We start from the raw sequence: 24,734 nt of genomic DNA, 5'->3' as shown, positions 1-24,734 counted from the left end.
CGCTGCATGATAGGCGCAGGTCGGCTCGGCCGCGCATTCTCCGGGGTTGCGGGGCAAACATAAAGTCAAAACTCATCTCGCGTCGTGAAAAGCGCCGTTACATCTGCTCGCGAACCGCTGGGAAAAATAATTGAAACTCTGCGCGACACAGGCCAGTCAACCGTTGCGTCGAGGTGATGACACCTTTCAAGCCCAGGAGAAATTCCCATGAGCAGCACTACCGATAAAGTAAAAGGCATGGCCAACGAAGCAGCCGGTAACGTCAAGCAGGGTGTAGGCAAGGCGACCGACAACGACAAACTGCGCGCAGAAGGCAAGGCGCAAGAACTCAAGGGCGAAGCGCAACAAGCGGTTGGCAAGACCAAGGACGCCGTGAAAAAAGGCGTCGACAAGGCCTGACGGCCATCGCGCTTGCAGGGTCATGACCTCAAGCGGAACAAGTGAATGAACGATGACGGCCATCCCTTGATGGCCGTCATCGCATCCGGTGAAAGATGTTCTGAAACCAATCAGACATGGCAAAAGTGCTTAACTCTATGTAAAAACCCGGTCCGTAAAGGCGGCCGCACGGAATTTCAGAGCGTTTGCTCGCTCGTATAGGTGAATGTGTTTCAGATACGTCTACGTCGCGAAAGGAGACGCCATGATATTCCCGGATTTGCGCCAGTTACGTCTGTCGACGGTGCTGGTCAGAACGGTCAAAGAGTTTCTCGACGACGAGATGTCGACCTACGCCTCGGCGCTGGCCTACCAGATGCTGTTCTCGCTGTTTCCGTTCCTGCTGTTCCTGATTGCCCTGATCGGTTTCCTCCACCTCCCTGATTTTTTCAGCTGGCTGCGCTTGCAGTCCGAGCTGGTGCTGCCGCCCATGGCCCTGGAGCAGGTCAATCCGGTGATTGACCAGCTGCAGCAGTCCAAGGGTGGATTGCTGTCGATCGGTATCGTCATCGCGTTGTGGAGTGCCTCGGCGGGCGTGCGCCTGATGATGAGCGCCATGAACGCGGCGTATGACGTGGTCGAAGAGCGCCCGGTGTGGAAGCGCATTCCACTGTCGGTGCTGTACACCGTGGGCTTTGCCGGGATGTTGCTGGCGGCTGCTGCGCTGATGGTTACAGGTCCTGTGGTCATGAACTGGCTGGCTGCGCAGATCGGCATGGAAGATTTCATCGTCACCTTGTGGACCATCCTGCGCTGGCCGGTGATCATTCTGCTGCTGATGATTTCGGTGGCGACCATGTATTACGTCATGCCCGACGTGGAGCAGGAGTTCCGCTTCATTTCTCCCGGGTCGGTGCTGGCGGTGGTGGTGTGGATTCTTGCGTCTCTGGGCTTTGCCTACTACGTGAAGACGTTCGCCAACTATGACGCCATGTACGGCAGCATCGGGGCGATCATCGTGCTGTTGCTGTATTTCTACATCTCGGCCTCGGTATTGCTGCTGGGCGCGGAGATGAATGCGGTAATCGAGCATATGTCCGCGGAAGGCAAGGACAAGGGCGAGAAGGTCGCCGGCGACGGCGGGGTCGATTCGACCTACACCAAGCAGCATGTCTCGGGCCTTGGCCGTGATCACTCCCTTGATCACGACGATCTGCAGCCTGACCCGGTGTTGCGGACCGACAAGCACTGACCGGTTTTGTGGCAGGATGTGTCTGAACGGCGCATCCGCCCACTGACAAGGTTCTCTCATGATCCATGAAATTCTGAAGATGGGCGATGAGCGTCTGCTGCGCATCGCCCCGCCCGTACCCCAATCGATGTTCGGCTCCAAAGAGCTGAAGACGCTGATCGACGACATGTTCGAAACCATGCGCAGCGTCGGCGGAGTGGGGCTGGCGGCGCCGCAGATCGGCGTCGATCTGCAGCTGGTGATCTTCGGTTTCGAGCGCAGCGAGCGCTATCCGGATGCCGAAGCGGTGCCCCAGACCATCCTGCTCAATCCCCTCATCACGCCGCTGGAACAGACCCTCGAAGAGGGCTGGGAGGGTTGCCTGTCGGTGCCGGGGCTGCGCGGCGTGGTCGACCGTTACGAGCACATTCGCTACGAAGGCTTCGACCCCGACGGCAAGGCGATCCAGCGCGTTGCCCGGGGCTTTCACGCGCGGGTAGTGCAGCACGAATGCGACCACCTGATCGGCCGCCTGTACCCGTCACGCATTACCGATTTCAGCCGCTTCGGGTTCACCGAAGTGCTGTTCCCGGACATGGACCCGAATGCGGATGATTGATCGTTGATCGCCCCCGGTGTACGTACCTGATCTCAGGTTTCCGATACGACGGCGAATTCCTGTGGGAGCGAGCTTGCTCGCGAAAGCGGCGCGTCAGGAGCAGACTCGCTGACTGGCACACCGCATTCGCGAGCAAGCTCGCTCCCACAGGGGTTATGTGCATGCCGCGAGGGTTACGACAGGCTCATTTGCCCGGCTTGATAAACCGCAACGTCATGCGATCCGACTCGCCGATGGCCAGGTATTTGTCCTTGTCCACGTCACCCTTGACCAGCGCTGGCGGCAGTGTCCAGACGCCGTCTGGATAGTCCTTGGTGTCCTTGGGGTTGGCGTTGACTTCGCTTTCGCCGGCCAGGGTGAAACCTGCGGTCTTGGCCAGGCTGATCACGTAGTCGGTGGGCAGGTAGCCGTTCTTCTCGTTGTCCTTGGCGGTGGTGCCTGGCTTGGCCCGGTGGTCGACCACGCCCAGGGTGCCGCCCGGTTTGAGCACTGTGTAGAACGCCTTGAAGGTCGCTGCTTCGTTGCCGGCATCCACCCAGTTGTGCACGTTGCGGAATGTCAGCACGGTATCGGCCGAGCCCGGCTTGCCGAACACCGGCGCCTTGGGCAGGTACTGGACCACCTCGACCTTGCCGTAATGCGCAGGGTCGGCTGCGTATTTCTGCTTGAGGCTCTCAGCGGATTTCTTCGCGTAGTCGCTCACGGTCGGGTCGACAATCGCCGCAACATAGTGCCCCTTGTCCTTGAGCAACGGCGCCAGCAACTCGCTGTACCAGCCGTTGCCAGGGGTGATTTCGATGACGGTCTGATCGCTGCGCAAACCAAAGAATTGCAGCGTCTGCTCGGGATGACGGTACTGATCGCGGGCCGCGTTTTGCGGCACGCGCCAGTCGCCCTTGAGCACTTGGGCGAACTGTTCGTGGCTGACGTTGGACGTGGGGGCGGGGGTTGCGGCAGAGGCATGTGTCGCGGCAAAAAGCGCCGCCAGAGAGAAAGCCAGAAGCGTCGGTTTCATGTGCGTCCCGTTCAACTGCGTAAGGTGATGGGCGAGGCTAGCACGCGCCACCGGGCAGCGGATGGCACATTTGGTTTGGTCGAGATAACCAATTGATCTACAGGATTTTCATCGCTCGTTGCACCTAGTGATATGACTCAGGTGCAGGAGTGAAAATGCCCAATTATCTCGACGACGCCCAGCGTGACGACATCACCCGTCTGCGCGCGTCCTTTACCGGCCGGACCGAGTGGCCGACCTGGTTGCTGTTGATCGGCGTCTACAGCGCCTGGCCTGGGTTGCTGCTGCTCAGCCCGCAACTGGGTCTCTGGCCGACCACCCTGCTGATGATTCCTCTGCTGGTGCTGTGGATGTCGTTGCAGCACGAGCTGCTCCACGGCCACCCGACGCGCTGGCTATGGCTGAACAAGGTGCTGGGCTACGCGCCTTTCGCGGTCTGGTACCCCTACACGCTGTATCGTGACACCCACATGCAGCACCACCGGGACGAGGACCTGACCGTGCCGGGGCTGGATCCGGAAAGCCGCTATCTCAGTCAGTCGGGCTGGCAGCGCACGGGCCCGGTGATGCGCCTGCTGCGCTGGCTCGACAAGACCCCGCCCGGACGTCTGGTGTTCGGTGTTCCCCTGGCGCTGGGCAGTCTGGTCGTCGAGCAATCCGAACGACTGGTGCGTGGCGAGGACAAGGCCTGGTTCATGTGGTCGACCCACGGCTTCTTTCTGTTGTTGATGTTCAGTTTCATCGAGCGCGTCAGCATTATGTCCGGCTGGCACTACCTGGTGTTCATCACGATTCCTGCGCTGGCGATTTCCATGGTGCGCTCCTACTACGAGCACCGCCCCGACGAGCAGCCGCAGCAACGCACGGTGATCAACGAGGCCGGCTGGCCGTGGCGCTGGCTGTTCCTGAACCTCAACCTGCATCTGGTGCACCACGACTTGCCGGGGTTGGCCTGGTATCACATTCCCACTGTGTACCGCGCCCGTCGCGAGCAGTGGCTGGCGCGCAGCGGTGGTTTTCTGCTGCCGGGGTATGCTGAACTCTTTCGACGCCACAGTTTCAACCCTGTGGACAGCCCCCAACATCCTCACGTCTAGAGTCGAACATGGCCCAGGGTTTCGCCGAATTATTGATGTACGTCAGCCCTGAGCGGGTGGAGCAGGCCCAAGGTCGCTGGCTGGCGCGCGTGCTTGAAATTCTCAGAGTTGAGCGCCTGGATGCTGCTGGTCTGGACCTTCACGCGCTCTGGCTCTCGCCGCAATTGCTGCTGACCCAGACCTGCGGCTATCCGCTGATGACGGCACTGCGCGGGCAGGTGCAGGTGGTGGGACGGCCGGTGTACGAGCTGCCCCATGCCAGCGAGGGTTTTCATTGCAGCCTGCTGGTGGCCCGCGCCGATGACCCGCGCGAGCAACTAGTGGATTTTCGCGGCAGTCGCGGTCTCATCAACTCAACCGACTCCAACTCGGGGATGAACCTGTTGCGCCATGCCTTGGCGCCGTTGCAGCAGAGCGGCCGGTTCTTCGAAACGGTGTCGGTCACCGGTGGGCATCGCAACAGCCTTGCGGCGATCAAGCAAGGGCGGGGCGATCTGGCGGCCATCGACAGCGTGACCTTTGACTACCTGGCGCGGGATGCCAGTGACGAAGTCGCGGGGTTGAAGGTGATAGGCCGCACGGCGGCGGGGCCCTGCCTGCCATACATCACCCGGCTGGAGGCGGATGGGGAAGGGATTCGCCGGGCAATGAACCAGGCGCTCAGGGATTTGCCTGAGGTGGCGGCGGTGTTGGCGATCCGGGAAGTGTTGCCAGCGAGCGAGGCGGATTATCAGGTGCTTCTGGACTATCAGCGCCAGGCGCGTGAGGCGGGTTTCGAATTTCCTTAGCAGCGCGGCTTGCCGGCGGGGGCGGTGGGTCAGTTACAGATGTATTGCTGACACACCGCCCCCGCCGGCAAGCCGTGCTGCTACTGGTTAGTGTGTTATTCAAATTGGATCTATAAGAATTATTTTTAGGTATTTTTAGCGCATAAGCGTCCCTTGCTAGGATGGCCTCACCGGAACACCGGACAGAACCATCATCCATGCCAAGGGAAGTCCCATGTCCGGCGCCGAATTCGCCCATCGCCACACGCTTGGCGAGCTGTTCAAGTCGCATTACCGCTGGTTGTGCGAGCGTCTGAGCCGTCTCGACGGCCATGACAGCGCCCAAGACATTGCCAGCGAAACCTTTGCCCAGTTGCTGGCCTCGCCCAGCGTGGTGCCGATCCGCGAGCCCCGTGCACTGCTGATTACCATCGCCCGGCGCCTGGTCTGGCAGCGCTGGCGGCGGCGCGATCTTGAGCGCGATTTCCTGCAAGCCCTGGCGATAGACGACCTGCAGCCGGGCGATTCTCCGGAAGAACTCGCCGCCACCCTGCAAGGCCTGGCGCTGATCGAGCGGCGCCTCAATCGCCTGCCCGCCAAGGTCAGGACCACCTTCATGCTCGCCCGCGGCGATGGCCTGACCTACCCCGAAATCGCACGGCACCTGGGCATTTCCATGCGTTCGGTCAGCAGCTACATGCAGAAAGCTGAAACCTGTTGCCTGCGCGCAGGTCTGGAATGAAACGGGTGCTGTGCTAAACCCAACGCAACCCTCCCTTATCAAGAGCCTCACCACGAGAGACAACAATGACATCGATCAAACAATGGCTGGGCGGTTCGCTGCTGGCGCTCTCTGTGCTGGCGCATTCGGCGTACGGGGCGGACAAGGCCGCGCCGATCCACTTCGGGGACATCACCTGGGAAAGCGGCAGCCTGATCACCGAGATCCTGCGCACCATCGTCGAGAAGGGCTACGGCTACCCCACCGACAAACTGCCGGGCAGCACCGTGAGCCTGGAGGCCGCGCTGGCCAAGAACGACATTCAGGTGATCGGCGAAGAGTGGGCCGGACGCAGCCCCGCGTGGGTCAAGGCCGAGGCCGAAGGCAAGGTGCATGGCCTGGGCGACATCGTCAAAGGGGCGACCGAAGGCTGGTGGGTGCCGGAATACGTCATCAAGGGCGACCCTGAGCGCGGCATCAAGCCCCTGGCGCCGGACCTGAAATCGGTGGCGGACCTGCCGCGCTACAAGGACGTGTTCAAAGACCCGGAATCCCCGGACAAAGGCCGCTTCCTCAACAGCCCGACCGGCTGGACCTCGGAAATCGTCAACACCCAGAAGCTCAAGGCCTACAAGCTCAACGACAGCTTCGTGAACTTCCGCACCGGCTCCGGTGCTGCGCTGGACGCCGAGGTGGCCGCGTCGATCCGCCGTGGCAAGCCGGTGCTTTTCTATTACTGGTCGCCGACGCCGCTGCTGGGCCGCTTCAAGCTGATCAAGCTCGAAGAGCCGCCGTTCAACGAGGCTGCATGGAAAACCCTGTCCGATGCCAGCAACCCCAACCCTATCGGCTCAAGCTCCCTGGCGGCGCACCTGGCAATCGGCGTTTCCGAGCCTTTCGCCAAGCAGTACCCGGATTTGGTGACCTTCTTCAAGAAAGTCGACCTGCCCATCGATCAGCTCAACAAGACCTTGGGCGAGATGAGCGAAAAGCGCCTGGAACCGGACGCCGTGGCCAAATCCTTCCTCAAGGATCACCCGGAGATCTGGACACCGTGGGTGCCTGGGGACGTCGCGAAGAAAGTGACCGCCGGGTTGTAATGGCGATTAACGCGGGTTTGAATTTCAAACTGGCGACCCCAGCAACCATGCGCCATGCTCATGGGTGGTCATCGATCCACCCGTGAGACCCGCCATCATGAACACTCCACGATCCCCCCTCGATACCCCACGTCTGATCCTGCGCGAACTCACCCCCGACGACACACCGGCACTGGCGAGGATTCTGGGCGATGCCCAGGTCATGCGCCATTCGGTGCGCGGCGTGATGAGCGAGCAGGCCACCGGCGAGTTCATCGACTGGTGCCGCCGGTCCTATCGCGTCCACGGTTTTGGCCCGTGGGCGGTGCAAGACAAATCCTCCTCAACCTTGGCCGGATTCTGCGGTCTGAATGCCGAGCGCGTAGATGATGCCGATGAAATCGAGCTCGGCTACCGCCTTGCGCCGGTGTTCTGGGGCAAGGGACTGGGTACGGAGGCGGCACGCCGTGCGCTGAGCCACGGTTTTGACAAACTCAGGATTGACTCGCTGATCGCCATTGTCGAGCCGGCCAACGTCGCCTCGGTCAAGGTCATTCAGAAGCTTGGCTTCAGCGGCTTCATCCATAGCCAGTATCACCGCCACGGCGTGCGGATCTACCGCATGAACGCCCGGCAATGGTCATCGCGACCCACGCGGGAGGAGTGACTGGAAAACCGTTGTTCAGCTGCTAGCGTCACCGTGCAGTCAATGCGTTGATCACATCGATAAAAGTCGCCGGGGAGAGGACATGGGATATAGCAGATCGACTGCGTTGACGACTGTTCATGGGCTGCTGTTGGGGATGTTGCTCATCGCGCCGGGCGTGGCGCTGGCGGCCGAGGCTGCGCCGGTGCCGCCGAGCGCCCTGGCGTTCGTCCAGGATCGGCATCTGGGGGAAAGCCTGGGCTGGCTGGGGTACCAGGTCGCCTCGCGCACACCGACCTTCGCCACCATTGTCGAGACCGTGGGGCGCACCAAGGCCCAGGAGATCGTCCAGGACGAGTTGCAGTACCTGCAGCCGCAATACCAGCAGGAATGGGACCGCAACCTGGCGGCCGCCTACGCGGCGTCTTTTACCGCCGAAGAGCTCACGGCGCTGGATGTGGGCGATCCGCCGCCGGACGTCGCCAAGAAATTCCGCGACAAACAGCGCGACGTCGGCACCGACATGAAAGCCCGCTCAAGCAAGCTGCTTGAAGTCTATGTGTCCACTTCACTGGACAACGCGCTGAAAAAAGCCAAGCCTTAGCATTCGTTTTCAATCAGGGGGAAACCATGGACCCATTCATGCAGGCGGCCATCGATGAAGCGCAAAAGGGCTTGGCCGAGGGCGGCATTCCGATTGGCTCGGTGATTGTGCACGACGGCAAGATCATCGGCCGCGGCCACAATCGCAGGGTTCAGGAAGGCAGCGCGATCAAGCACGGCGAAATGGATGCCTTCGAGAACGCCGGACGCCAGCCGGCCCGTGTCTATCGCGAGGCGACGCTGTACACCACGCTGTCACCCTGCGCCATGTGCAGCGGGGCGATCCTGCTGTACGGCATTCGCAAGGTGATCGTCGGCGAAAACCAGACGTTCATGGGCGAGGAAGAATTGCTGCGCGGTCGCGGCGTGCAGGTGGACGTGGTGCACAACCCGACCTGCATCGGCCTGATGAAGCAGTTCATCGCCGACAAGCCCGAGTTGTGGAATGAGGATATCGGCGAGTAACACTCTGCCCCCGTAGCAGCACGGCTTGCCGGCGGGGGCGGTGTGTCAGTTACAGATGAATTGCCTGACACGACGCCCCCGCCGGCAAGCCGTGCTGCTACGGGGTGTGGGCTATTCCAATTGCAACGTCGAACTGAACTGGCTGATCGCATCCACCACATGCCGTGAACCCTGCTGAATCTCCAGGATCACCTCGCCCGCTTCATTGGCCAGCTCGACCCCGGTGCCGGTGCGGCTCAGGCTCGACTGCATGCTCGACACCGCGCTCCTGGCCAGCTCGTTGTTCTGCCGCACCACGTCGACAATCTCCACCGTCGCCTTGCTGGTGCGCGCCGCAAGCCCTCGCACCTCATCGGCCACCACCGCAAAACCACGGCCATGTTCGCCGGCGCGGGCCGCTTCGATGGCGGCGTTGAGCGCCAGCAGGTTGGTCTGGTCGGCGATGCCGCGAATGGTCTGGACGATGGTGGCGATGATTTCCGACTGCTTGTTCACCGCGTCGATGCTGCGTGCGGCCTCGTTCAGGTCGCAGGAAATCTGCTCGATCACCTCGACCGTCTGCTGCACCACGCTCGAACCCTTCTGGGCGCAGGCGTCGGTGCGCACCGAGGTGTCGTGGGCGGTGGTGGCGGCGCTGCGCTGGATGGTGACCTGATCGGTGATGTCGCTGGCGAACTTGACCACCTTGTACAAGCGGCCCTTGGCGTCGAACAGCGGGTTGTAAGTGGCCTCCAGATACACCGACTGGCCGTGCTTGTTCACCCGTTCGAAACGATGGGAATGGTACTCGCCGCGATTGAGCGACGCCCAGAATGCCTTGTACTGCGGCGAATCGACTTCGGCGCGGGTGCAGAACATGCTGTGGTGCTGGCCGACCACCTCGCCCAGCGAATAATGCATGGTGGTCAGGAAGTTATCGTTGGCGGTAATCACCCGCCCGTCCGGCGAGAACTCGATCACCGCCATGGAGCGGCCGATGGCGTTGATCATGCTCTGGTTTTCATGGTCCTTGTAGGCGCGCGCGGTGATGTCCGACGCCACCTTGATCACGCTCTGCACATTGCCGTCGTTGTCGTGCACTGGCATGTAGCTGGCTTCCAGCCAGATCTCGCGGCCGGATTTATCCAGGCGCATGAAGGTGCCGCACAACGGTTCGCCGCGAGCCAGGTCACGCCACAGTTTGCGATAGGCGTCGCTGTCGCAGAACGCTTTCTCACAGAAGATGCGGTGGTGTTTGCCCACCAGCTCGCCAGGCTCGTAGCCCATGGTCCGGCAGAAGTTTTCGTTGGCTTCGAGAATGATGCCATCGGGGGTGAACTCGATCATCGCCATGGAACGGCCAATCGCGGCGAGCTTGGCCCGGGACTGGCACAGTGCGGCGGTGGATACCTGCAACTCGGCTTCGACGGCCTTGCGGTGTGAATTGAACATCTGCCACCTACCTCGATAATGACGAAACGGCGGCCTGAATGACCGTCTTCCTTGATGGGCTACACGGGAATCGACACCGGAGATGCCGGCTTGAGTCATGGCGGGATGACATCAGTAATCAGGGAGCATTGCAGCAGACGGCTGAAAGCCGCGGGCCAGAGCGTCAGGTGGGGGATTGGACAGAGGGATGCCGACCGTCTGATCGCGGTCGAAGCGATCAGTGGTCGTCGAGCGGGGGAGAATTTTGCCGGATGCGACGGACAATCCATATGCGCGACCCACTTCCTGTGCCGGAAACCGCTGCAACCCTTGCCAGGCCGTTCATGGGGTGGTCAGCGGCGGTTGCTCGAAGCATAGACAAGGGCTCAGCGGATGCAATCCGGATGGTGGCATTTTCGTATCCGAATGCGTGGGCGTTCGCATTGCGCGCTGCGATCAGCGTTGCAAGTGCGCGGCCCCGAACAATTGCACTTGCTGCAGCGCGCCTTCCTGTTCGATCAGGCGCACCGGCGCCGTGCCGCCGGGCATCACCACCTCGACCATCCCGGCACTGACCCAACCCGCCAGCCAAGCGGCCGAAGCCACGGCGCTGGCGCTGGTGCCGGAAGAGGCCGTCGGGCCTTCGCCACGCTCGAACACCCGCGCCATGATGCGGTTTTCTCCTTCTTTCGCCGCCCATTGCAGGTTGACCCCGGCAGGGCACGGATCGCCCTTGCCGACCTCGCCCGCCGCGAAGGCAACACGCGTGAGTGCCGGATTGAGCGGCGCCTGGTGCAGTTGTTCGAAACCGGGCAGGGCGTCGATGGCTGGCACCAGCGTCACGCAGTGAGGATTGCCGACGCGCACGAACACGCTGCTGTGCCAGTCGGGGTGTAATTCGGCCAGGCGTTCGACGCGGCTGACGCGCACCTCCTCGAGCAACGCACCACGCACGCCCGGCCCTTTGGCGCCCACCGCGTCAGGGCCGAAACCCGGGGTGCCGATGTCCAACCAGAAGCCTGGGGTGCCATCGATCTCGGCGGGAACGACCTGGGTGGGCACGGGGCTTTCGCTGTCGTGGTTGTCGTGATGCACGCGCAGGGTGAAGCCTTCGCCATCGGGTGCGCGACCGGTGTCGGTCAGGGACTGGGCAAAAATGGTCAGGCCATTGCCGCTGCGCTCGGCCAAAGTGCCGTCAGTGTTGATGATCAGCACGTCGAAGGGCGCCGCGTCCTGAAACGGCCCTACCAGCAGACCGTCCGAACGGTGGGACTTGCTGCCGGCCGGGCGCTGGCCCTCGGGCCAGTCACAGATGGCGCTGACCGCGTGTGCGCTCCAGTTCTGTCGGGTCAGCGCCGCCTGGGCGGCAGCATCAGGAAGATCAACGCCCAGCGCACGTAGCGCCTGGGGAGAAATCACGGCGTAGATGTTGCCGCGTGCATCGTAGAAAGGGGCCATGGCAGGTCCGCAGGCAGAATCGGAAGCTGCATTAAATCATGGCCGCCGTGGGGCCTCACACCACCAGCGTGCCCCAGGCCGAGAGCAGCAACAGTATCGCCATCGCCTGGTTGAAACGCTGCATGCTGCGGGCCGTGCGAAAGACTTTCCCCGCGCTCACGCCCAGATAGGCCCAGGCGCACATGCAAGGAATCGCCACCAGAAAGAACACCAGCGACAGCCACGCCACCCGCGTCAGCCGGTCGCTTTCGTGCCCGGCGAAGACGCTGACCACCGCCAGCGCCATCATCCAGGTCTTGGGGTTGACCAGTTGCAGAGTGGCCGCGCCCCACAGGCCGAGCCTGGGCCCGCTGGTTTCGGCTGCCGGGTCGATGGCCTGCGCAGGCGCGCTGAAAATCTGCCACGCCAGCCAAGTGAGCCAGCCGATACCGGCCCACGCCATCACAGTCTGGACCTGCATGTGCCGCGCCAGTGCATCGCCGAGCCCGGTGCCCACCAGCAGCACCAGCAAAGCCGCCCCAGCGCAGGCGCCGAAGACGATGGGCGCGGTGCGCAGCATGCCGTAGCGCGAGCTGTTGGTCAGCACCAGAATATTGGTCGGCCCCGGGGTGATGGAGGCGACGAAGGCGAACAGCAGGAACGGCAGAAAGCTTTGCAAAGTTTGCATGAGAAGGCTCGGCAGCAGTGGATCATGGGGCGATGATCGCTGCGAGGGCGGGGGTCAGTCTGGAAGATTTGAGCAGCGGCGGCGGTAGTCCGCAGGCGTCATCCGGTAGGCACGCTGGAACCAGCGGCCCATGTGGCTCTGGTCGGCGAAACCCAGCGCTGCGGCGACGTTCACCGGCAGTTCGCCGCGGGCCAGCAGATGGCGGGCACGGGTCAGGCGCAGTTGAATCAGGTAGGCGTGGGGCGCAAGCCCAAAGGCGCTCTTGAAGGCACGGCTCAGGCGAAAACGGTCGACGCCGGTGGCCAGCGCCAGATCGTCCAGGCCGATGTCCTGATGCAAGTGGCTGTGTAGAAAGTCCCGTGCCCGTTGCGCCACCAGTGGCAGGCGAGGGTCGGGGCTGACCCGCGCGCGCCAGTGCAAGTGACCGGTCAGGTTGATCAGCAGGTTGTCCAGCGCGGTCTGACGCACGATGCGCAATTCGTTGCTGTGCATGGCCTCGAAGGCATTGGCCGTGGCAATCGCCAGGCGCGGGTCATCGGCCAGGGTCGCGGCGAAACTCAATTGCGCATTGTCCGGCGCCTCCTCGAACTGCGCGCGCAACTCGCGCTCCAGCCAGTGTGGGTCCAGGTACAGGGTGCGGTAGGTGAAGCCGTCCACTTCCGGGGCGTTGCCGTCGTGGATGTCCCCCGGCTCCAGCAGGAATACGTGGCCGGGCGTGCTGTTGTACTGCTGGCGCCGGCAGTTGAACTGCTGCACCCCTTGCTCGGTGATGCCGACCAGGTAGCTGTCGTGCCAGTGCGGATCGTAGGCATGCCCCTCGAAATGCGCGCGCATCGTCTCGATGCCGGACGTAGCGTCCTGCTTGAGATCGATCCAGTTGCGCTCGGGCATGGGGGTTCCTTTCAAGGTTTGAGACCGCTGTCGCCGGCAAGCCGGACTGCTACGGTTGCAGCTCTGTGCACGAATCATCTGACCGGAGAATATTCACGTAGCAGTCCGGCTTGCCGGCGACAGCGCCAAGCCAGCCAACCCCTGCATCACAGGCCATCACCGCCTAGCTTATCGGCACCATAACTCGAGGTCTGGAACATTTGTGCATCCACCGACCAGATGCAAGCCAGACTATTCTTGTTACAAACCCAACCCCCCTGCGCATTGCTCCGTCATGCGCTTGGGGCGAACCTACGCCTTCGATCGCCATCAAACACCGCATGTGTCACCCAATCGACAGCAGGTAAATGATGAACAGTTTTCTGCGAGGCTTCGCGATCTTCCTGCTCGGCGGCTTCCTGAGCGTCGGGCTGTTGAGCATCGGGCTGGTCCAGGCCGGTGAGTTCGCGCCGTTCCAGTTGGCCGCAAGCTCCAACAATCAGCCGGACAACGGCGCCATCCGCCGCGCCAACCCCAACAGCCGTCAAGGCACCGAATCCATTTCACCGACGATGCGTGGTCCCAACCTTGGGCCTTCCCAGGCGCGCCCGCCAACCCTTGAGAACGGCGGCATCCGCAACGGCTACCCGACCCGGGAGCAGTCTCCCCGGCCCACGAACGGCGGGACCCAGCGGCCCTCCAACTGAATCGGCAACACCCTTTTTTCGACAGCCAGAGTCAATTTTCCAGCCAAAAGGAATCGCCCATGTTGCGTAAGAACTTCTTCCCGGGGACCCTGCTTGCCAGTGTTTGCGCATCGGCGTTGCTGAGCCTTTCGCTCAACGCCACTGCCGCCACCTATCAGAGCGAGGAGGGCACGCTGACCGTCGATGAGGTAGTCGGCGGCCTGCAGCATCCCTGGGCCGTGGCCTTTCTGCCGGGTAACAAGGGCATGCTGGTGACCGAACGCACCGGCGCCCTGCGGCGGGTGACGCCCGAGGGCAAGCTTTCGGCGCCGATCTCAGGCGTGCCAAAGGTCTGGGTGCAGGGGCAGGGCGGGTTGCTGGATGTTGAGCTGTCACCGGATTTTGCCAAGGACCGCATGGTCTATCTGACCTACGCCGAGGCGGCCAGCGATGGCAAGACCGGCGGTACGGCGGCCGGCCGCGGACGCCTGTCGGATGACATGACCAGGCTCGAAGGCTTCACCCGCATCTTCCAGCAGCAGCCCAAGCTGTCGGTGGGCAACCACTTCGGCTCGCGCATCGTCTTCGACCGTGACGGCTACCTGTTCATCGCCCTGGGCGAAAACAACAACCGGCCCACGTCTCAGGATCTGGACAAGCTGCAAGGCAAGGTCGTGCGTCTTTACCCTGATGGCTCGGTGCCCAAGGATAACCCCTTCGTCGGCCAGAAAAACGTGCGCCCGGAAATCTGGAGCTACGGCCACCGCAATCAGCAAGGCGCCGCGCTCAACCCCTGGACCGGCACCCTCTGGACCAACGAACACGGCCCGATGGGCGGCGACGAAATCAATATCATCGAACGCGGGGCCAACTATGGCTGGCCCATTTCCACCTTCGGCATCGACTACAACGGCCAGCCTATTCCCGAATCCAAAGGCAAGATCGTCGAAGGCGTGAAAAACCCTTTCCATGTGTGGGAGAAGTCCCCGGCCATCAGCGGCATGGCTTTCTACAACTCGGACACCTTCAAGCAGTGGGACCATAACGTGTTCATCGGCGCACTGGCCGCCGAGGTGCTGATCCGCCTCGAACTCAAGGATGACAAGGTGGTGCACGAGGAGCGCTTGCTGGGCGAGCTCAAAGCCCGCATTCGCGACGTGCGTCAGGGGCCGGATGGCTACCTGTACGTGCTGACCGATGATGACAGCGGCAAGCTGTTGAAGGTCGGGTTGGCGAAGTAGCACCCAGGCCCGAATGATGTCAGTCGGCGCACGCCTGCGCCGACGCTGGCACATCGAACACCCGGTCAAAACCCCACTGAAACACCAGCGCGTAGAAAAAGAAGAACACGAACAGCCCAAGGTCGGTCACCAGTGCGGCCCACCAGGAAATGTCCAGCCACCAGGCCACCAGTGGCACCAGCAGCACCACCAGTCCGCCTTCGAATCCGAACGAGTGCAGCAAGCGCCGCGAAAGGGTGCGGGTGCGGCTTTGTTGCCGGGCTTCCCAGAATTCGAACAGGTAGTTGTAGAGTACATTCCAGATCAGCGCGCTGGCCGACAGCATCACTGACAGGGCGCCGGCGTGGGCGAGCCCGTCGTCGTAGATCAGCAAAAGGGTCGGCGACAGCACCGCAATCGCGATGGCTTCGTACAGCACTGCCTGGACCAGCTTTCGGGTGGGGCCTTGCATGGTTGACTCCTGAGGGTGAGGGTTTGCATGTCGGCCACGCTACCGATCGGTCGGGCGTTCGAAAAATGAGATAAATTGAACCCGCTTCAATTCATTTCATGCAGGGAGCTTGCTGTGTTTTCCAACCTTCCCCTCAACGCGCTGCGCACCTTTGAGGCGGCCGCGCGGCTGGGCAGTTTCAAGGCGGCTGCCGAGGAGTTGTCAGTCACGCCGGCGGCCATTTCCCATCAGGTCAAAACCCTTGAGGCGTGGCTGGGCGCGATGCTGTTCGAGCGTTCCGGCCAGGGCGTGGCGCTGACGGAGGAGGGCGAGCAGTTGTACCGCCAGACCCACCGTGCGCTGCTGGAAATCAGCCGCAGCCTGGAAAGCTTCTGCCCGGAAACAGCCTCGCAGACCCTGACGATATCGACCACGCCGGGCCTGGCGGCGCTGTGGCTGATTCCCCGGTTGAGCCGCTTCTATCGGGCGTTTCCCCAGTTCAATGTGCGGATCGACACCCGTAATGAACTGGTGGACCTGCTACGTGATTCCAGCATCGACCTGGCGATTCGTGCGGTGAGCCGCGACGACCCGAACCTGTATCGTGCGGAATTGATGAGCGAGCGCTTTGCGGTCTATGGCGCGCCCGATCTTCTGGCCTCGCTCAACGGCGCCGAAGTCGAGTTGATCGACCTGCGCTGGCAGATTCCCGGGGCCTACGGGGTGAACTGGCGAAGCTGGTGTGCGGCGGCTGGTTGTGAGCAGTGGCTTGCGACGGCGCGAATGCGCGAGTTCGACGACGAACACTACGCCCTTAGCGCGGCGGTCGCCGGCCACGGGCTGGTGCTGGCGAGCAACGTGCTGGTGGCGGACAGCTTGCAGCGTGGCGAGCTGGTGGGGTATCGACCTGACATCAGCCTGCCAGGCCCGCGCTACATCGCCGTATGCGTGCCGGGGCGCGAGCGCGATCCGCAGGTCAAGGCGTTTCTGGCGTGGCTGGGCGAGGAAGCGGCCGCCACCCCCCTCAACACCTGACCTGTAGGAGCGCGCTTGCCCGCGACGGCGTCATATCTGACACATTTGCGGCGCCTGACACGCCGCATTCGCGGGCAAGCGCGCTCCTACAGGCAGACCGTGGCGATCATTCAATAGGCGGTAGTCTTCAGGGCCTGCGCGGCAGCAGGCTCGGCACCGCATGCATCAGCGCATTGATCGCAAACCCGATGAACATCACCCCGCACAACCGCGTGATCGTCAGTTCATGCCGTTGATACACCGCCCTTACATGGCGGGCGCCGACCACGCCGACGATGATCCCGTACGCCGCGATCCCGCCCAGGGTGCTGATCAGGATCAGCAACGGCAGCATCGACCAGTTGAGCAGGTCGGCGCGGCTGGAGAGCAGGGCGGTGAAGGTCGCCACGGCCACCGGATACGCCTTGGGGTTGGTCAGGCCGAACATGATTCCGTGCCAGAACGGATGCCGCGACGGCGCCTTTTCCTCCGTCTCGCTGCTGCGCTTGGCGCGAATGGCACGCCAGCCGAGCCAGAACAGAAACAGCCCGCTGATGATCCCCAAGACATCAAACGCCGTGGTGCCGATCACCCGCGCTCCGATGATCGCGGCCAGCGCCGTACTGCACCAGATCACATCCCCCAGCAGATGCCCGCAGAGAAAAGCCGCGCCCGCGCGCCTGCCTCTGGACGCACCGATGCCGAACACCGCCAACACGCCGGGCCCCGGCGAGATGGCATAGATGAAACCAGAAGCGAGTACGGCAAGCAGCAGCGACGGGGTCATGGCAGGCGTTCCTGATGGCGGGCATGCGAGGTCAATTCCCGAGTGTAGATGAGCGGATGACTAATTTTCGAGATGTTTCATACGTTTATGAAGGTTGTATCGCAGTTGTAAAAAGTCGGTGCAGAACGTAAAACATGCGCCCACAAAAATCCTGCCGGAGCTGTACCTCAGATGACCACCCCACACCGACCTGCCGCAGGCTTCACGCGCCGCTTGCTGCCCCTGAGCATCGCCTTCGCCTCGCCGTGGCTCGCCGCTCAGGAGGCCGAGCCGCTGACCCTGGATGCGGTCAAGGTGTCGGGGGAACAGGCGTCGGTCGATCAGGCCGAAAATGCCTCGGTGGGAGGGTTCGCTCCGGCGCCATTACTCGACACGCCGGCGTCGATTTCGGTGTTCACCGAGCAGCGCTTGAAGGATCAGCAGGCCAAATTGTTGAGCGAAGTGCTGCGCAACGACGCCTCGGTAGGCGACAGTTATGCGCCGATTGGCTACTACGAAAACTTCGTGGTGCGCGGGTTCTCGCTCAATGCCGCCAACAGCTACCGGATCAACGGCCGCAGCATCACCGGCGAGCAGAACGTGGCGCTGGAAAACAAGGAACAGGTCGAGCTGCTCAAAGGCTTGTCAGGCCTTTCCAGCGGCGTGTCGGAGCCTGCGGGCGTGGTCAACTACCAGACCAAACGACCGGCCGATGTGCGCTCGGTGACGGTGTCCACCAATGAGCACGGCGAGCGCTATCTCGCCACCGACGTGGGCGGCTGGTTCGGCAGCGAGAAACAGTTCGGCCTGCGCGCCAACGTCGCCCATGAGGACATCCGCTCCTACGTCGAGCACGCCGACGGCAAGCGCGATTTCGCCTCCCTGGCCTTCGACTGGAATATCAACGAGCAGTCGACCTTGCAACTGGACGCCGAATACCAGACCCGCGAACAGCGCTCGGTCCCGGGCTATCAACTGCTGGGCGGCAGCGAACTGCCCCACGACGCCTCGCCGCGCAAACTGCTGGGCTACCAGAGCTGGTCGAACCCGGTGGGCATCGATTCCCTGAACCTGAACGGTCGCTATGAGTACCGCTACAGCGATGCCTGGAAAGCCAGCCTCAGCGCCTCGCGCAGCCGCGTGGTGATCGACGACTACAGCGCGTTCGCCTACGGCTGCTATTTCCAGGGCAACTGCCCGACGACCCCCATCACCGGGCATTTCACTCCGGACGGCGGGTACGACATCTACGACTTCCGCAGCCCTGACGACACACGCCGCAACGATGAAGTCGAGGCGTCCATGACGGGGTTGTTCAACACCGGCTGGCTCAAGCACGAGCTGACCTTCGGCACCAGCGCGTTTCGCCGCACGGTGGATACGCGGCCGTATTTCAGCGAGTTTGTGGGCACCGGCAATATCCATGAAACGCCGCCGGCCTTCGCCCCGTCGGATTTGCCGGTGGGCCATACCGAGCGGCGTCTGGATAGCCGCCAGTACGGCCTGTTCGCCACCGACCGGATCAGCTTCAACGAGCATTGGCAGACGGTTTTGGGTGGTCGTCAGGTGCGCCTCGATGAAAGGGCCTACAACGAAGACGGCAGCGACAATCGCCACACCCAGCGCTCGATCTTCCTGCCCCAGGCGGCGCTGATCTACAAACCGGTGGACAATGTTTCGCTCTACACCAGCTACAGCAAAGGCCTGTCGCTGGGCGGCACGGCGTCGGTGTTCGACACCAATATCGGTGAAATCCTCGCGCCGACGATCTCCCGTCAACTGGAGGCCGGGGTCAAGTACGACTGGCAGCGCATGAGCTTCACAGCGGCGCTGTTCCAGACTCGGCAGGCCTATCAGTACTCCAGACCCAATGACGACGGCAGCCTGACCTTCGTGCAGCAGGGCGAGCAGAAGAACACCGGGCTTGAGTTGAGCGCCAACGGCTGGCTGACCTCGCAATTGCAGGTGTCAGCCAGTGTTGCCGCCATCCGCGCGCGGGTGGAAGGCAGTGGCACCGCAGCCTATGAAGACCATCAGGCGATCAACGTGCCCAAGTACCGGGCCAGCCTGTCGGCTGACTACAGCCTGCCGATCCCGGGCCTCGCGCTGCTGGGCGGCATGCAGTACAGCTCCAGCAAATACGCCAACCGCGAGGGCTCGGTGAAGGTCGACGACTACGCCGTGTTCAACGCCGGAAGCCGCTACAGCACCAAGCTCGATGGCTACGACACGGTGTTCCGGCTGACTATCGACAACCTGTTCGACAAACGCTACTGGCGCGACGCAGGCGAGTACCTGGGCGACGACTACCTGTTCCTCGGCGCACCGCGCACGGCAAGGCTTTCAGCGACTGTGAGTTTTTGACCTACCCGGATGCATCACCGCCTGACACAACGCCCCGCCGGCAAGCCGTGCTGCTACGGACTTCGGGCGTACCCATTATCCGGGTTCACCTTGGACCCGTAGCAGCACGGCTTGCCGGCGGGGGCGTCGGCCCAGACGATACATTCCCACCCCTTCCCACCGCCCCATCCAGAGAGCATCATTTCCAGACGCTCGAAGGCTGTGCAGGGACAGGCCGTCCCTGGTGTTCTTTCTGATGGAGCAGCAAGATGATCGAACTCAAACCCGCGCAAATCCCCGACATTCCCCTGTTATGGTCCTTGCGCACCCGCGCCGTGCGGCAGGTTTGCGCCAGCCATTATTCCCCCGAACAGATCGAAGTCTGGAGCGATTCACCGCCCCCTGAATCCTACCTGCGCCTGCTCGCCACCGGCTGCGGCCTGGTGGCGCAAGAAGACGGCCAGTTGCTCGGCTACGCCATCCTTGACCGGCAAAGCGGCGAAGTCATGGCGCTCTTCGTGGAGCCCGACCAGCTAGGGCGGGGCATCGGCAAGCGCCTGATGCAAGGGCTGGAAGCGATCGCCGAAGAGGAGCATTTCACCCGGCTCTACCTTTATTCCTCCCTCAACGCCGCCGACTTCTACCGCGCCATGGGCTTCGTCGCCGTGCGCGACGAGCCTTACGCACACCCCAGCGGCATCACCTTGCGTAGTTTGTATATGGAGCGGGTGCGAACTACTGGCTAACGCAAGCCTCGTAGCAGCCCGGCCGGGCGGCGCTCCGCTTGCCGGCGGGAGCGGTGTGTCAGCAAGTGATGAGTCGCCTGATACGACGCCCCCGCCGGCAAGCCGTGCTGCTACGAGGGGTTATGAATTCAACCAGATGGCATCCCAGAGTGGATATTGCCGCACGCTGGCAACCAATCCTGCCCTCACGGGATTCATCACGATATAGCGCGAGTGGCTTCGAAGATCTTCCTCCTCGCGCAAGGCGTGTTCATGGAATCCCTTCTGCCAAAATTGCCCGCTTCGTCCCATTCGGCGATTGATGCCCAAGGTTGACCTCGACTTGAAACGTGCCACCGCCGATGACAAATCGCCTCTCTGCAACTCCATAAGCCAATGAATGTGATCGGGCATCACCACCCAGCACAAGGATCGCGCGGTGCCTTCCTCCTCGGTTTGCCGCAATGCTTGAACCACGGGGCGGCCGCTGGGCCAATCCTTGAATACTGGTTGCCGGTCGTTTACCACGACGGTGACCATGTAAATCCGCCCCGGCTCCGAATATCGGTTCGTACGAAGAAAATGGCGCCGTCTCGCTGGTGTCTGCATCCCTTTGCCCCTGAAACGCAAAAAGTCACCCTATCCACCCCTGCAACTGACTGCACGCCTGACTATTTCACAACATATGTCCCCCGTAGCAGCACGGCTTGCCGGCGGGAGCGGTGTGTCAGCAAGTGATGAGTCGCCTGACACGACGCCCCCGCCGGCAAGCCGTGCTGCTACGTTATTCGGTGCTATACGCATGCGTGCTGGCTTGCTACCGTCGGCACGTCTCTTCGCAGGGAAATCGGGCCATGCCAGTCGAGTACCCGTTGCACCGCTTCATCCAGGATGGACGGCCGCTGCAGATCAACGCCCAGCCGTTGCAGGCGAGCACTGATGACGTGCTGCACCGGTATCGCGAAGGGCAGTTGTGGGCGGTGAAGCAGGGGGTGATCACTGCTGAGCTGGACACCGGCAGTTGGGTGGTGCCCGCCCGGCGTATCGGCTGGATCCCGCCCGGCGTCGCCCATGCGGCGCGGGTTCACGAGGCCGCCAGGGGCTGGATGATCTACCTGCGCCCTGACCTGTGCCCACTGTTCCCGAACACGCCGACGGTGTTCGACATGACCCCGCTGGCCGCCGCGCTGCTGGAACGCATCGACGGCTGGCAGAAAGGCCCGGCCGAGCTTGCGCCGCCACAGCACCGGCTGCTCGATGTGCTGTTCGATGAACTGAAGATTTCCCCTGCCAACCCGCTGTTCCTGCCTATGCCCAGCAGTCCGCATCTGGTGGGCATGACCCTGACCATCGTCGCCGACCCCGCCAACAAGCTCGGCCTGGATGACTGGGCCCGGCGAACGGGCATGTCTCGGCGAGGCCTGACCCGGCACTTCCGGGCCGAAACCGGCATGTCACTGGTGCAATGGCGCATCGTCGCGCGGATGAAACGGGCGCTGGAACTGCTGGCCCAGGGCGACACCGTCAGTCGCGTCGCCCAGCGCCTGGGCTACGACAGTGTCAGCACCTTTATCAGTGCCTTCAGTGCGCAATTCGGCATGACCCCCGGCGCTTATGCCCTGTGATGTGACGCAAGTCCGGTTGTCTGCCAGCCGCCCCAATGGCGCAAGCTTTGTTATCCTGCGCGCCTTTGTCGCACCTAACTGCCGATTCAACCTGCCAAATGGGGTCTTTCATGACAGCCATTCTTCGACCACGTCCACAACCGATCAGCCGGGGCGACTATAAGACCCTGGGCCTGGCGGCGCTGGGCGGGGCACTGGAAATCTACGATTTCATCATCTTCGTGTTCTTCGCCCTGACGTTGAGCCAGCTGTTCTTCCCGCCGGAAATGCCCGAGTGGCTGCGTCTGCTGCAAAGCTTCGGGATTTTCGTCACCGGCTATCTGGCGCGCCCGCTGGGCGGCATCCTGATGGCGCACTTTGCCGACAAACTGGGGCGCAAGCGCGTCTTCAGCCTGAGCATCATGATGATGGCGCTGCCGTGCCTGCTGATCGGCGTGATGCCGACCTACGCCGACATCGGTTACTGGGCGCCGCTGATCCTGCTGGCACTGCGCATCCTCCAGGGCGCGGCGGTGGGTGGCGAAGTGCCCAGTGCCTGGGTGTTCGTCGCCGAGCACGCGCCCAAGGGCCATCGCGGCTATGCGCTGGGGGTGCTTCAGGCCGGGCTGACGTTCGGCTACCTGATCGGCGCACTGACCGCGACCTGGCTGGCCAAGGTCTACAGCCACGCGGAGATCCTCGATTTCGCCTGGCGCATCCCGTTCCTGCTGGGCGGGGTGTTCGGCGTGATCGGCGTCTGGCTGCGTCGCTGGCTGAGCGAAACCCCGGTGTTCATGGCCTTGCACGCCCAGCGCGAAGGCATGACCGAGCTGCCACTGCGCTCGGTGCTGCGTGAACACCGCGAGTCTCTGCTGCCTGCGGCGCTGCTGACCTGCGTGCTGACGTCCGCCGTGGTGACCCTGGTGGTCATCACGCCCACCGTGATGCAGCAGCGTTTCGGCATGAGCCCCAGCGACACCTTCGGCCTGAGCAGCGTCGGTATCGTGTTCCTGAACATTGGCTGCGTGCTGGCCGGCATGCTGGTGGACCGCATCGGCGCCTGGCGCGGGGTGGTGCTCTACAGCCTGTTGCTGCCGGTCGGCGTTGGGCTGCTGTACGCAAGCCTGGTCATCCAGTGGCTGCCGGTAGGCCTGGCCTACGCGGTGGCGGGGCTGGCCTGCGGCATCGTCGGCGTAGTGCCGTCGGTCATGGTCGGACTGTTCCCGGCGAATATTCGGGTGTCCGGCATCTCCCTGACCTACAACATCAGCTACGCACTCTGGGCCAGCACCACGCCGCTGGCGTTGATCGCGCTCATGCCGTGGAGCCCGTGGGTGTGCGTCGGCTACTGCGCGATCATGGGCGCCGTTGGCCTGTTGACCGCGATGTTCTTCGGCATGCGCCGTGGCATGCAGGTGGATGACGTACTGGCTGTCTGCCCGGACAACTGACCGTCGGGGCGTCATGGAGCGACGCCCGATCCGCAACTACGCTTGGCCGACCGCTACCTCAATAGTCGTCGGCGAGTGTGGGAATGAGCGACAACTCCAATAAGAAAGATCTCGACACCGCGTCAGCCACACGCCAGGTGGTCGAAACCCTCTACCGCCAGGAATCCCGTCGGGTGCTGGCGACACTTATTCGTCTGCTGGGCAATTTCGAACTGGCCGAAGAAGCCCTGCAAGACGCCTTCATCGCGGCGGTCGAGCAGTGGCCGCGTTCCGGTATTCCGGAGAGCCCACGGGCCTGGCTGGTGTCGGCCGGGCGCTTCAAGGCCATCGACAGCCTGCGCCGCCGGGCGCGTTTCGACGCCTCGCTCAATGAAATGGCCCGGCAACTGGAGCAGCGTTTCGGCGACGATCGCAGCGAAGTCGACGAGGTCGAGGATGATCGGCTGCGGCTGATTTTCGTCTGTTGTCACCCGGCCTTGAGCCCCGACGCCCAGGTTGCGCTGACGCTGCGTGAAGTCTGCGACCTGACCACAGAAGAAATCGCCAAGGCGTTCCTCATCACCGCCACCACCGTGGCCCAGCGCATCGTGCGCGCCAAGAACAAGATTCGTGATGCCCATATTCCGTACGAAGTCCCGTCGCTGAAAGAGTTGCCCGAGCGGCTCGATGCTGTGTTGCGGGTGATCTACCTGGTGTTCAACGAGGGCTATTTCGCATCGAGCGGTGAACAACTGACCCGCAGCGACCTGTCGGCCGAAGCCATTCGCCTGGGACGCCTGTTGCTCGATCTGCTACCTGAACCGGAAGTCGCGGGCTTGTTGGCCTTGATGCTGCTGAGCGAGTCCCGCCGTGGTGCGCGGCTGTCGGCGCAGGGCGAGCCGATCATGCTCGACCAGCAGGATCGCAGCCTGTGGCTCCGGTCCTTGATCGAGGAAGGCGAGATGCTGGTGGAACAGGCCCTACGCTCAGGCAAGACAGGGCCCTACGGCGTTCAAGCGGCCATCGCAGCCATGCACGCCGAAGCCGCACGGCCAGAGGACACCGACTGGCGGCAGATTCTCGGGCTCTATGACGTGCTGCTGCGCCTGGATGATTCCCCGGTGGTGCGGCTCAACCGGGCGATGGCCCTGGCCATGGTGCAAGGGGAGGCGGCGGGGCTGGCGCTGGTCGATCAGTTGCTGGACGACGGTGAATTGTCCGATTACCACCTGGCCTGGGCGGCGCGTGCTGATTTGTGTCGCCGCCTGGGGCGTTACGAAGATGCGCGCAGCGCTTACGGCAGGGCCATCGAGCAGGCGAACCAGGCGGTTGACCGGGCCTTCTTGCAGCGGCGGCTTGATGAATTGCCCAAGAGCGAATGACCGTTCGTCCGTTCGCTTGCGAGTGTGTCGATCTGCCGATACGTCATTCGACTAATTCACAAATGCCCCCGCCGGGGGGGCCGGGGG

25 protein-coding genes and 2 pseudogenes are annotated in these 24,734 nt (G+C 62.8%); 18 read left to right on the top strand and 9 right to left on the bottom strand.

The window, feature by feature from the left end; translation table 11 throughout:
- Window positions 1–207: 207 nt before the first annotated feature.
- The 3 genes from ACIPOO_RS03210 to def all read left to right on the top strand — a co-directional run bounded on the left by ACIPOO_RS03210 (window position 208) and on the right by def (window position 2,228).
- Window positions 208–399 carry a CsbD family protein gene (locus ACIPOO_RS03210; RefSeq protein ID WP_274134337.1) on the top strand — a complete coding sequence of 64 codons (192 nt, stop codon included), beginning with the start codon at window positions 208–210 and terminating at the stop codon, window positions 397–399.
- 244 nt (window positions 400–643) lie between these two features.
- Window positions 644–1,630 (top strand): YihY/virulence factor BrkB family protein, encoded by a 987-nt coding sequence (locus ACIPOO_RS03205; RefSeq protein WP_274134339.1) that lies wholly within the window; start codon window positions 644–646, stop codon window positions 1,628–1,630.
- 58 nt (window positions 1,631–1,688) lie between these two features.
- On the top strand, window positions 1,689–2,228 hold the full coding sequence (gene def / locus ACIPOO_RS03200) for a peptide deformylase (RefSeq protein WP_274134341.1): 540 nt from the start codon (window positions 1,689–1,691) through the stop codon (window positions 2,226–2,228).
- A gap of 184 nt (window positions 2,229–2,412) precedes the next feature.
- Here def and ACIPOO_RS03195 read toward each other — a convergent pair whose 3' ends face one another.
- Window positions 2,413–3,243, bottom strand: a complete 831-nt coding sequence (locus ACIPOO_RS03195) for a class I SAM-dependent methyltransferase (protein WP_400604361.1) — start codon at window positions 3,241–3,243, stop codon at window positions 2,413–2,415.
- Between the two features lie 155 nt (window positions 3,244–3,398).
- On the opposite strand from ACIPOO_RS03195, the gene ACIPOO_RS03190 reads away from it, so the two are divergent.
- From ACIPOO_RS03190 to ACIPOO_RS03160, 7 genes are all read left to right on the top strand, one after another.
- On the top strand, window positions 3,399–4,340 hold the full coding sequence (locus tag ACIPOO_RS03190) for a fatty acid desaturase (RefSeq protein WP_400604359.1): 942 nt from the start codon (window positions 3,399–3,401) through the stop codon (window positions 4,338–4,340).
- A gap of 8 nt (window positions 4,341–4,348) precedes the next feature.
- Window positions 4,349–5,128 (top strand): phosphate/phosphite/phosphonate ABC transporter substrate-binding protein, encoded by a 780-nt coding sequence (locus tag ACIPOO_RS03185; RefSeq protein ID WP_400604357.1) that lies wholly within the window; start codon window positions 4,349–4,351, stop codon window positions 5,126–5,128.
- 214 nt (window positions 5,129–5,342) lie between these two features.
- Window positions 5,343–5,849, top strand: coding sequence for a sigma-70 family RNA polymerase sigma factor (locus ACIPOO_RS03180; RefSeq protein ID WP_400604355.1), 507 nt, complete (start codon window positions 5,343–5,345; stop codon window positions 5,847–5,849).
- A 65-nt stretch (window positions 5,850–5,914) separates the two neighbouring features.
- Window positions 5,915–6,928: an ABC transporter substrate-binding protein gene (locus ACIPOO_RS03175; RefSeq protein WP_274134272.1), complete on the top strand. Its 1,014-nt coding sequence runs from the start codon at window positions 5,915–5,917 to the stop codon at window positions 6,926–6,928.
- 97 nt (window positions 6,929–7,025) lie between these two features.
- Window positions 7,026–7,574, top strand: coding sequence for a GNAT family N-acetyltransferase (locus ACIPOO_RS03170; RefSeq protein ID WP_400604352.1), 549 nt, complete (start codon window positions 7,026–7,028; stop codon window positions 7,572–7,574).
- Between the two features lie 82 nt (window positions 7,575–7,656).
- Window positions 7,657–8,157 (top strand): hypothetical protein, encoded by a 501-nt coding sequence (locus ACIPOO_RS03165; protein WP_400604350.1) that lies wholly within the window; start codon window positions 7,657–7,659, stop codon window positions 8,155–8,157.
- 26 nt (window positions 8,158–8,183) lie between these two features.
- Window positions 8,184–8,621, top strand: a complete 438-nt coding sequence (locus ACIPOO_RS03160; RefSeq protein WP_274134270.1) for a nucleoside deaminase — start codon at window positions 8,184–8,186, stop codon at window positions 8,619–8,621.
- Window positions 8,622–8,732: 111 nt separating this feature from the next.
- On the opposite strand, the pseudogene ACIPOO_RS03155 reads toward ACIPOO_RS03160, so the two are convergent.
- From ACIPOO_RS03155 to ACIPOO_RS03135, 5 genes and pseudogenes are all read right to left on the bottom strand, one after another.
- Window positions 8,733–9,170 (bottom strand): annotated as a pseudogene (locus ACIPOO_RS03155) (methyl-accepting chemotaxis protein); the annotation flags it as partial.
- Between the two features lie 99 nt (window positions 9,171–9,269).
- A pseudogene (locus ACIPOO_RS03150) lies at window positions 9,270–10,052 on the bottom strand (PAS domain-containing protein); the annotation flags it as partial.
- A gap of 435 nt (window positions 10,053–10,487) precedes the next feature.
- A complete protein-coding gene (locus ACIPOO_RS03145) occupies window positions 10,488–11,489 on the bottom strand; it encodes a diaminopimelate epimerase (RefSeq protein ID WP_400604348.1) in 1,002 nt (333 codons plus the stop codon).
- Between the two features lie 55 nt (window positions 11,490–11,544).
- Window positions 11,545–12,147, bottom strand: a complete 603-nt coding sequence (locus ACIPOO_RS03140; RefSeq protein ID WP_400605175.1) for a LysE family translocator — start codon at window positions 12,145–12,147, stop codon at window positions 11,545–11,547.
- A 63-nt stretch (window positions 12,148–12,210) separates the two neighbouring features.
- Complete coding sequence (locus tag ACIPOO_RS03135) at window positions 12,211–13,047, bottom strand: AraC family ligand binding domain-containing protein (protein WP_400604346.1); 837 nt, start codon at window positions 13,045–13,047, stop codon at window positions 12,211–12,213.
- A 350-nt stretch (window positions 13,048–13,397) separates the two neighbouring features.
- Here ACIPOO_RS03135 and ACIPOO_RS03130 point away from each other — a divergent pair, with 350 nt between their 5' ends.
- Entirely contained in the window at window positions 13,398–13,733 is a 336-nt protein-coding gene (locus ACIPOO_RS03130) for a hypothetical protein (protein WP_274134265.1), read from the top strand.
- Between the two features lie 59 nt (window positions 13,734–13,792).
- Window positions 13,793–14,953, top strand: a complete 1,161-nt coding sequence (locus ACIPOO_RS03125) for a PQQ-dependent sugar dehydrogenase (RefSeq protein WP_400604343.1) — start codon at window positions 13,793–13,795, stop codon at window positions 14,951–14,953.
- Window positions 14,954–14,972: 19 nt separating this feature from the next.
- Here the strand turns inward: ACIPOO_RS03125 and ACIPOO_RS03120 are convergent, their stop codons facing one another.
- Window positions 14,973–15,404: a PACE efflux transporter gene (locus ACIPOO_RS03120; protein WP_400604341.1), complete on the bottom strand. Its 432-nt coding sequence runs from the start codon at window positions 15,402–15,404 to the stop codon at window positions 14,973–14,975.
- Window positions 15,405–15,518: 114 nt separating this feature from the next.
- Here ACIPOO_RS03120 and ACIPOO_RS03115 point away from each other — a divergent pair, with 114 nt between their 5' ends.
- Window positions 15,519–16,418 carry a LysR substrate-binding domain-containing protein gene (locus ACIPOO_RS03115; RefSeq protein ID WP_400604339.1) on the top strand — a complete coding sequence of 300 codons (900 nt, stop codon included), beginning with the start codon at window positions 15,519–15,521 and terminating at the stop codon, window positions 16,416–16,418.
- Window positions 16,419–16,545: 127 nt separating this feature from the next.
- On the opposite strand, the gene ACIPOO_RS03110 is transcribed toward ACIPOO_RS03115, so the two are convergent.
- Window positions 16,546–17,184 (bottom strand): LysE family translocator, encoded by a 639-nt coding sequence (locus ACIPOO_RS03110; RefSeq protein ID WP_400604337.1) that lies wholly within the window; start codon window positions 17,182–17,184, stop codon window positions 16,546–16,548.
- Window positions 17,185–17,355: 171 nt separating this feature from the next.
- Between ACIPOO_RS03110 and ACIPOO_RS03105 the strand changes: the two genes are divergently transcribed.
- Window positions 17,356–19,527, top strand: coding sequence for a TonB-dependent siderophore receptor (locus ACIPOO_RS03105; protein WP_400604335.1), 2,172 nt, complete (start codon window positions 17,356–17,358; stop codon window positions 19,525–19,527).
- A gap of 248 nt (window positions 19,528–19,775) precedes the next feature.
- Complete coding sequence (locus tag ACIPOO_RS03100; protein ID WP_400604333.1) at window positions 19,776–20,252, top strand: GNAT family N-acetyltransferase; 477 nt, start codon at window positions 19,776–19,778, stop codon at window positions 20,250–20,252.
- A 120-nt stretch (window positions 20,253–20,372) separates the two neighbouring features.
- Here the strand turns inward: ACIPOO_RS03100 and ACIPOO_RS03095 are convergent, their stop codons facing one another.
- Window positions 20,373–20,840 carry an REP-associated tyrosine transposase gene (locus ACIPOO_RS03095; RefSeq protein ID WP_400604331.1) on the bottom strand — a complete coding sequence of 156 codons (468 nt, stop codon included), beginning with the start codon at window positions 20,838–20,840 and terminating at the stop codon, window positions 20,373–20,375.
- 245 nt (window positions 20,841–21,085) lie between these two features.
- Here ACIPOO_RS03095 and ACIPOO_RS03090 point away from each other — a divergent pair, with 245 nt between their 5' ends.
- The 3 genes from ACIPOO_RS03090 to ACIPOO_RS03080 all read left to right on the top strand — a co-directional run bounded on the left by ACIPOO_RS03090 (window position 21,086) and on the right by ACIPOO_RS03080 (window position 24,647).
- Window positions 21,086–21,856, top strand: a complete 771-nt coding sequence (locus ACIPOO_RS03090; protein ID WP_400604329.1) for an AraC family transcriptional regulator — start codon at window positions 21,086–21,088, stop codon at window positions 21,854–21,856.
- 110 nt (window positions 21,857–21,966) lie between these two features.
- Complete coding sequence (locus tag ACIPOO_RS03085) at window positions 21,967–23,286, top strand: MFS transporter (protein ID WP_400604327.1); 1,320 nt, start codon at window positions 21,967–21,969, stop codon at window positions 23,284–23,286.
- A gap of 83 nt (window positions 23,287–23,369) precedes the next feature.
- Window positions 23,370–24,647 carry an RNA polymerase sigma factor gene (locus ACIPOO_RS03080; RefSeq protein WP_400604325.1) on the top strand — a complete coding sequence of 426 codons (1,278 nt, stop codon included), beginning with the start codon at window positions 23,370–23,372 and terminating at the stop codon, window positions 24,645–24,647.
- Window positions 24,648–24,734 lie beyond the last annotated feature (87 nt).

It is taken from the genome of Pseudomonas sp. NPDC090201 (assembly GCF_044746825.1).
Classification (GTDB): domain Bacteria; phylum Pseudomonadota; class Gammaproteobacteria; order Pseudomonadales; family Pseudomonadaceae; genus Aquipseudomonas; species Aquipseudomonas putida_AD.
Note: the sequence above shows the minus strand (reverse complement) of the source record. Positions and strands in the feature narration are given on the sequence as shown.